The sequence below is a fragment of the Sinobaca sp. TMA16-18 genome (assembly GCF_059510535.1).
In genome coordinates, this window is sequence record NZ_JCAKFM010000015.1 from 1 (window position 1) to 7,319 (window position 7,319).

At 47.9% G+C, this 7,319-nt stretch carries 5 protein-coding genes; 1 reads left to right on the plus strand and 4 read right to left on the minus strand.

Translation table 11 applies throughout. The features are described 5' to 3' along the window. Positions 1-159: 159 nt before the first annotated feature. Together iadA and yfcC are read right to left on the minus strand one after the other, a co-directional pair. Positions 160-1,326 carry a beta-aspartyl-peptidase gene (gene iadA / locus AC5W14_RS16645; protein WP_496195022.1) on the minus strand — a complete coding sequence of 389 codons (1,167 nt, stop codon included), beginning with the start codon at positions 1,324-1,326 and terminating at the stop codon, positions 160-162. A 19-nt stretch (positions 1,327-1,345) separates the two neighbouring features. Next, a complete protein-coding gene (gene yfcC, locus AC5W14_RS16650) occupies positions 1,346-2,845 on the minus strand; it encodes a putative basic amino acid antiporter YfcC (RefSeq protein WP_496195023.1) in 1,500 nt (499 codons plus the stop codon). A 153-nt stretch (positions 2,846-2,998) separates the two neighbouring features. On the opposite strand from yfcC, the gene AC5W14_RS16655 reads away from it, so the two are divergent. Beyond that, complete coding sequence (locus tag AC5W14_RS16655) at positions 2,999-4,945, plus strand: sigma-54 interaction domain-containing protein (protein ID WP_496195024.1); 1,947 nt, start codon at positions 2,999-3,001, stop codon at positions 4,943-4,945. A gap of 67 nt (positions 4,946-5,012) precedes the next feature. Here the strand turns inward: AC5W14_RS16655 and AC5W14_RS16660 are convergent, their stop codons facing one another. Further along, positions 5,013-5,498, minus strand: coding sequence for a GNAT family N-acetyltransferase (locus tag AC5W14_RS16660; RefSeq protein ID WP_496057727.1), 486 nt, complete (start codon positions 5,496-5,498; stop codon positions 5,013-5,015). Between the two features lie 363 nt (positions 5,499-5,861). Next, positions 5,862-7,259, minus strand: coding sequence for a sensor histidine kinase (locus AC5W14_RS16665; RefSeq protein WP_496195025.1), 1,398 nt, complete (start codon positions 7,257-7,259; stop codon positions 5,862-5,864). Between the last annotated feature and the right edge of the window lie 60 nt (positions 7,260-7,319).

The following is a 7,319-nucleotide window of genomic DNA, read 5'->3' on the forward strand; positions in this document are numbered from 1 at the left end:
TCTACCTCGCCAAACGGGCGGCTTAGAGGACGATTTTCTTCGGGGAAATCGAAAAAAAACGTGGATCGAACGATCCACGAAAAAAAACAACCTTGTTTCTTTCATTTCTCAACAACCTGAAAAAGACCGATCTAAATAGATCGGTCTTTTCGCCTGTTATTACCCAAACGTATCTTGAATGAGCATTTCCTTATCCAGCATCATACATTTGCCCTTCGCCCAAAGGCTGTCTACGTTCCAACCGCTGTCCAGCAGGAGTACATCCCCGTCCATGCCGGAAGCGATTCTGCCTTTTTGATGGAGCTTCAGCACGGAGGCCGGATTTTTGGTAACGGTTTTGAGCGCCTGTTCCGGGGATACACCTTCTTCTACAACAGCGGACTGAAGGGCACGATGCAGGCTGCCAACATCGGCTGCGGTCAAGCCAATCAACTCTCCTTCAGCATTGAACTCCGGAAGGCTCCCCTGGCCGTCGGAAGTCATTGTTAAGCGGTCCTCACTCACACCCGCTTCCAGTGCCCGGCGTACAGCTTCGGGTGCATTCACTTCCCCGTCCTCGAGAAACTGCGGAATGGTACTCGTCGTAAAGTCAATTACTCCACCGCGCCCAGCAAAGGCAAGTCCTGCCTGGAACAGCATTTCGGTGCGATTTACGTGGGTCGGGCAGAAGCTGGTTAATGGCAGTTCGGTCGTATCCGCCACTTCAAACAGCGGATCGAGCCTGCTTTCACCGGCACCAATATGCACATTTACAATGCCCGCTTTTCCGGAAAGCATGCCCCCGATTCTCGCCTGGGAGGCGACTTTCGCAAGCTCCTCTTTTGTCGGCTGCGACGAACGATGGTCGCTTATTGCTACTTCCCCGACTCCAATAATCCGATCAATCAGCAGCATATCATCCTCTATGGCTCCTGTAATTGTACGAACCGGAATGTGATAATTGCCTACATGGCAGTAACAGCTGATGCCCTCTGCTTCCAGTCCTCTTGCTTTTGTCACAAGCTCTGCTACCGTGCGGGTCGTGCCGTCTGTACCGATCACTCCAACCACTGTCGTAATACCCGCTTTCACTGCCTGCGATATCCGCAGCTCGGGCGTACGGGTCGCAGGGCCCCCCTCGCCGCCGCCGCCGATAATATGCACATGGCTGTCAACCAGCCCCGGCACCAGGTATTTCCCTTCTGCTTCCACAACCCGTACATCAAGCGTCTCCGGAATGGCTATTCGATCCTGTACCACGGCAATTTGCGTGCCGCAGAGCAGTACATCTTTTCTGCCCAGCGGTTCCGGAGCGTATACGTCGGCTCCGCGTATTATCGTAAACATCGTATTCCTCCTGTCGTTGTTATGAGAAGTCAATGAGCACCGCGATAATAACAAAGGCAAGCGCCAGCGCCATCATCAGCAGCTGAAATTTAAAAATAAACCGGAACCACGTCCCCCAGCCGACGCGTGCTGCTCCGAGTGTGCCCATAAGCGCCGCCGAGGTTGGAACGATCATATTCGTCAGCCCATCTCCGAGCTGAAATCCAAGAACCGCAACCTGCCGCGTGACGCCGGCAATGTCAGAAAGCGGAGCGATCAGCGGCATTGTTAATGCTGCCTGGCCCGAACCGGAGACAACAAAGAAATTAATGATCGACTGGAATAACAGAATAAATGAAGCAGATACGACTTCCGGCATATTATCCACAAGGCCGCCTGCGGTATACAAAATAGTATTTAATACAGAGGCCGCGGCCGGGTCATCCCCGCCGAGGATAATCACAATTCCTTTTGCCATTCCAACGATCAACGCTGCCGGAAGAAGCTGCTGCGCCCCTTCACTGAAACCTTCCGCTATATCGTTTATCGTCATATTATTTAACTTAAACAGGACGCCAATTACCCCTGCAACCAGACCGATTGTAAAAAACTGCGTTGCAATTTCCGGAATGTAATAAGCATCACGGACGACTCCCCAGACAATCCAGACAATTCCCAGACCGAGCGTGGTGACCACGAGCGCGTCTCCAAGCTTGAATTTTCCGTTAATATCCTGCGCACTGCTCTGCGATTTGAAATACGCATTAGCTTCAGGCGAATACGATTTGGACGGATCCCGCCGCACTTTCGAGGCGTACCACATCGTGTAGGCAATCCCGACGCCGGTAAACACGATCCACATGACAATGCGGAAAGGAGCCCCGGATAAGACCGGTACGTCCGATACCCCCTGGGCAATCGCTACACCAAACGGATTCATCCACGAAGACGCAAATCCGATCTGCGTGGCTACATATGTGATCATGACGCCTGTTATCGCATCATATCCGAGCGCTATGACAAGCGGAACCAGGATGATCGCAAAGGCAATCGCCTCTTCCCCCATACCAAACACTGCGCCGCCAAGCGAAAAAATGAAAAACATAACCGGAATCAGCAATGCTTCCCTGCCTTTTGTTTTGTCGATTACCGCGAGGATTCCCTGATCGATTGCTTTTGTACGCATAATAATCCCAAAAGCCCCGCCAATAATAAGAATAAATGCAACAACCCCGACTGCGGATCCCCATTTATCCCCCGACACCAGCCCTTCAAACATATAGTTCAGAAAACCAGCTTCACCAAACGGCTCAAATAAACTAACTCCGTCCCGCAGCGGATTCCCTGCTTCATCGGTTTCATACTGAAATGTTTCCGGCATAAGTACCGTGCGCGTATCCTCCTGACCCTGGTTATCATATGTAACGTCTTCTGTTTCAAATATCCCCATCGGTATTAAGTACGTCATCAGTGCCGCCAGGACGACGACTCCAAATATAATAACGAACGTGTGCGGCATTTGAATACCTTTTTTAAACATAATCGCTGCTCCTCTCTTTTCATCTATGCCTTGTTACTATGCAAATTAAATGCCAACGCTGCATCCGGGCAGCAGCGCGTTTTTATTTTCATCACTCTATTTATATGTTGTTGTGTTATTCTGTTTAAAAACATATAAAGAAAGGTTGATTCGATGATTGCACTCATTGCCGGGAGTAAAAAAACAGAACAGGTGCTGCTGCACCAGCTTATTCATCTGCTTGGAGACTTTCTGGCGATTAAAAGCTGTGCGCTCGACGAGGAGCAGAGCCCGGCCTGGATTAGTCGCGCCGACATGTTTGTGTTTTCTTCGATTTCTGTACGCAGGGAATGGGAGACTCTTCACCCTGCCCTCGATACGTATGGATTGACCGGAACGCGTACAATTGATCCCGAGGCGTTTCCCCTGCTCTTAAAGCAGCCGGAAGGAAAGATCCTTCTTGTCAATGATGACCGCACATCGATTCAGGAGACGGCCGAATCCTTATACCAGCTGGGCTTTAATCATCTAACTCCGGTCCCATATGATCCGGCACGTATGTATTACGGAGAACTCAACACCGCCGTAACGCCGGGGGAACCGGAGCGCTGTCCACCTTCTGTGCCAAACGTGATTGATATTGGCGTCCGGCCATTTAATATGGCCACGCTGCTTAATATTGTTTCCTTTTTTCAGCTTCCGCTCGCCTCCTCTATCTCAGAAAGATACTTACAAACCATTGTCCAGCTGCAGCAGAACCTGCTGCAGCAGGAAGAGCATACGAAAGCATTGAATGCCCATTACCACGAACTTTTAAATCAAATGGATGATGCCATTCTCGCTTTTAACAAAGCGGGCCGGATTACAGCCGCCAACGAACGGATGGCCGCGTTGATAGGCATGAAAGAAGAAACGCTGCTCGGCCGGCCGGTAAACGACATTTTAAAAGAGACGCCGATTGGAGACTTTTTAACGAGCAGCGACCGCAGAAAATTCGTTACGATCAACAACAAGGAGTACTTGCAGTACAAAACGACCACCTCGTCTTTTGAGGGGTTCATTCTAACTATTAAAAGTGTAGAAGCCGCCTATGAAGTGGAACAAGCCGCTAAAAAAGCGCAGCTGCAGGGGCTCCGCCCACAGTATACGCTTGATGATATTATCGCCCGCGATCCGCAGATGACCGCAGCCAAGGAAGCCGCCAAAAAAATGGCCGCCTCTTCCCATCCTGTGTTGATTCAAGGGGAAACCGGGGTCGGAAAGGAGCTTTTTGCTCATGCGATTCACTATAATTCACCAGTATGGCAGGGTCCATTTTTCGCCGTCAACGCCGGGGCGATGACGGAAAGCCTGCTGCTGAGTGAACTGTTTGGCTACGAGGAGGGAACCTTTACCGGGGCGCAAAAAGGCGGGCGCCGCGGCCTTTTTGAACTCGCTTCCGGCGGGACACTGTTTCTTGATGAAATCGGCGACCTCAGCCCAAATGTGCAGGGACAGCTCCTGCGCGTGCTCCAGGAAGGCGAAATACGCCGTGTCGGCGGGGACCGTAACATATCCGTAGAAGTCCGGATTGTGACAGCTACAAATAAAACGTTAAAAAAAGAAGTTCAAAACAATACGTTCCGCAAGGATTTATTTTACCGCCTGCAGGTGCTTCCATTGATGATTCCGCCCCTGCGCAGCCGTAAGAAAGACCTGCGTCTGCTTATTGAAGAATTTCTTCCCCCCGACCGGACGATTTCCAGCGAAACACTCCATGTGCTTGAGTCACACTCGTGGCCCGGTAATATTCGTGAATTAAAAAGCTGCCTAGCCTATGCCGTTACGCTCAGCAGCGGAGAAATACAGCCGGAGGATCTGCCTGAAGCTGTGCGCTCCGTTTCCGATTCTACCTTTCTGACACGAGAGCACGAAAGCCTTCTGGCGGCTCTTGCTTCAAACGAACGAAAAAGCCTCAAGCAGCTGGCAGATGAAATACCGGCGTTAAGCCTGCAGCAGATACGCCTGCGGATCAATGAGCTTCACCAGCACGGCCTTGTGGCAAAAGGACGCGGCCGGATCGGCTCGCAGATTACCCGGGCGGGGTTGGAAAACATGTCTCCTCATGCTGACAGAGGCTGAACGCCAACCCCACTTATGCGAAAGACCGATTAGGGGGCAATAACTGCTTCATATGCACCACCTGGTTTTATGATGAAATATCACCTGACTTTGTATAAATATCAAAATGAAACACATCTTCTTTTACACCCAGGGATTCATACAGCGCCACGGCCGGTTTATCTTCTTTGTCTGCCTGAATGTATATAAAAGAAACACCGAATTGTTCAGCTTCCCGGAAAAGAAACTGCAGCAGGCGGGTCGCGGCTTTCTGCCGGCGGTAATTCTCGTCGACCGCAAGATCGTAGACATATATTTCCGTCGTTTCCCGCTCCAGTTTGTCGAACACATAGGCGGTGAGTGCGGCAATCACCCTCCCTTCCGTTACAGCGGTGCAGACGATAATGTGATCCTTGGCAAGTTGTGTGAGCAGGTATTGATCGGACGGCTTGTGATGCAGATATGTTTCTTCCTCTTCAAACGCTGCGCCATACAGCTTATTGATTTGTCGCATCTGATCCAGACCGATGCTGTCCGCCTGAAGCCGATAAAACTGCAGGTTTTGACTTCCCATTATTATTTATTCCTCCTCCCTTTTTTTCAAAAATGTAAGACAACTTATTTAGATCCACGCAGCACGTAAGCTATTCTTATTTATTTTCTACGCTATCAGCGGTTTTCCTCCCTCAGCTTTTTTCAGGCTCTTCACCTATTTTTGACAAAGGCTCATCCGTTATAATCGATCAGGATAACATTTTAAAAAGATTAATTTCTTAGCAATAATAAAAAAAGCCTCCTGAGTAGTTTCAGGGGCTTGCATTACTATGAATATTAAATCGGTAAAAAGGTTCTCTCGTTATGTTACCTTTCAAAAAAGAAGTCATTTATTAAGGGAAAGTAATCCTCATCGTTTTGCTTTAAGCCCGCTATTACCCATTTAATGTAACAGAGGCAGTTTAATGTAAAAACTGGTTCCTTCCCCTTCTCTGCTTTCTACATATATTTCTCCCTGGTGAAGCTCAATGATTTTTCTGCAAATCGTCAGGCCCAGACCAGAGCCGCCAGTACTTCTTGATCTCGACTTTTCTACTCGATACAAACGCTCCCAAATATGAGGCAGATCCTTTTCAGGGATCCCCCGTCCAGTATCAGACACACAGATCACCCCATGAATGGATTCTTTATATAGCTTTACATTTATCTGTGCGTGTTCACCGCTGTATTTTTGTGCATTTTCCAGCAGGTTGACCAGTACCTGCTGTAACCGGTACGCATCTCCATCTACGTATAAAGGGACAGGTGATGGATGATAAGACAACTCCATCTGACTTTCTTCGATAGAAGGACCAACTAAATCCAGGGAATTGATAATAATCGTTTCCAAAGACACGCGGGATAATTCTAAAGAAAAGCCTTTCTGTTCTATACTGGACAGGTCGAACAGGTCCTGCACCAGTCGTTCGAGTTGAATGCTTTGATTCTGCAGAACATGTAAATATCTTTTCTTTTCTTCTTCATTGGACACCATATCAGATAAAAGGACATCTACGTACCCCTTAAAATATGTCACTGGTGTCCGTAGTTCATGGGAGATATCCGCAAAAAACTGTTTGTTTTGCTGCTCGTACTGTTGAATCGCATCGGACATATGATTAACAGAAGTAGATAATTCCGAAATTTCGTCTGATCCTTTCACTTCCAGTTTATTTTCGTATTCTCCTTTCGAAATTTGTTTTGTAATATGTATCGTCTGCAGCAAAGGCCGGACAATTTTTTTAGACGTCGCGAAAATAAGAAAAGCTCCTATACCAGCCATCAAAATCCCGGCAACAAGAAGGATACTTTGGAGAAAAGTAACAGCTTCCTGCACTTGACGCGTAGAACCGAGCATAATAATTTTATTTACTTCTTCGGTGTCGGGATTGGTCATAGACTGCGTCACAAAGTAGTCTTCTTCTTTCCAGTTTGAGGAAAGGACGGCATCATGCTCTCTACCGCCATGGGTGAGAATAGATTCTACATAATCCGGGTCTAATTGGTATACCTCTTCCGACGCAGACAGAATGTCCCCTTCATGATTTACAACAATAATCATTTCAGAAGAAGTCCCTTCAATCAAACCGGCATGGTATAGGATAGCTTCATTGAAATGATCATTAAACACTTCCGCATAGGCGTCACCCCGCTCCGTGAGTCCTTCCAACGTATCGTGTGTATAAAAATTAATAAAAAACAAATAAACCGCGGTACTAATAATAAAAATCAGCAGGAAAAAAATAGTAAACAAAAACGCACCCAGTTTCACAGAAATACGACTTATTTTAGGAACCTTCATAGTATTTTATAACCTACTCCCCAAACCGTCTGAATAACTGATTTTCCTGAAATACCAGCT

Coding starts and splice junctions, on each gene's coding strand:
- iadA (WP_496195022.1), bottom strand. CDS start 1,326: ATGTTTACGATAATACGCGGAGCCGACGTATACGCTCCGGAACCGCTG.
- yfcC (WP_496195023.1), bottom strand. CDS start 2,845: ATGTTTAAAAAAGGTATTCAAATGCCGCACACGTTCGTTATTATATTT.
- AC5W14_RS16655 (WP_496195024.1), top strand. CDS start 2,999: ATGATTGCACTCATTGCCGGGAGTAAAAAAACAGAACAGGTGCTGCTG.
- AC5W14_RS16660 (WP_496057727.1), bottom strand. CDS start 5,498: ATGGGAAGTCAAAACCTGCAGTTTTATCGGCTTCAGGCGGACAGCATC.
- AC5W14_RS16665 (WP_496195025.1), bottom strand. CDS start 7,259: ATGAAGGTTCCTAAAATAAGTCGTATTTCTGTGAAACTGGGTGCGTTT.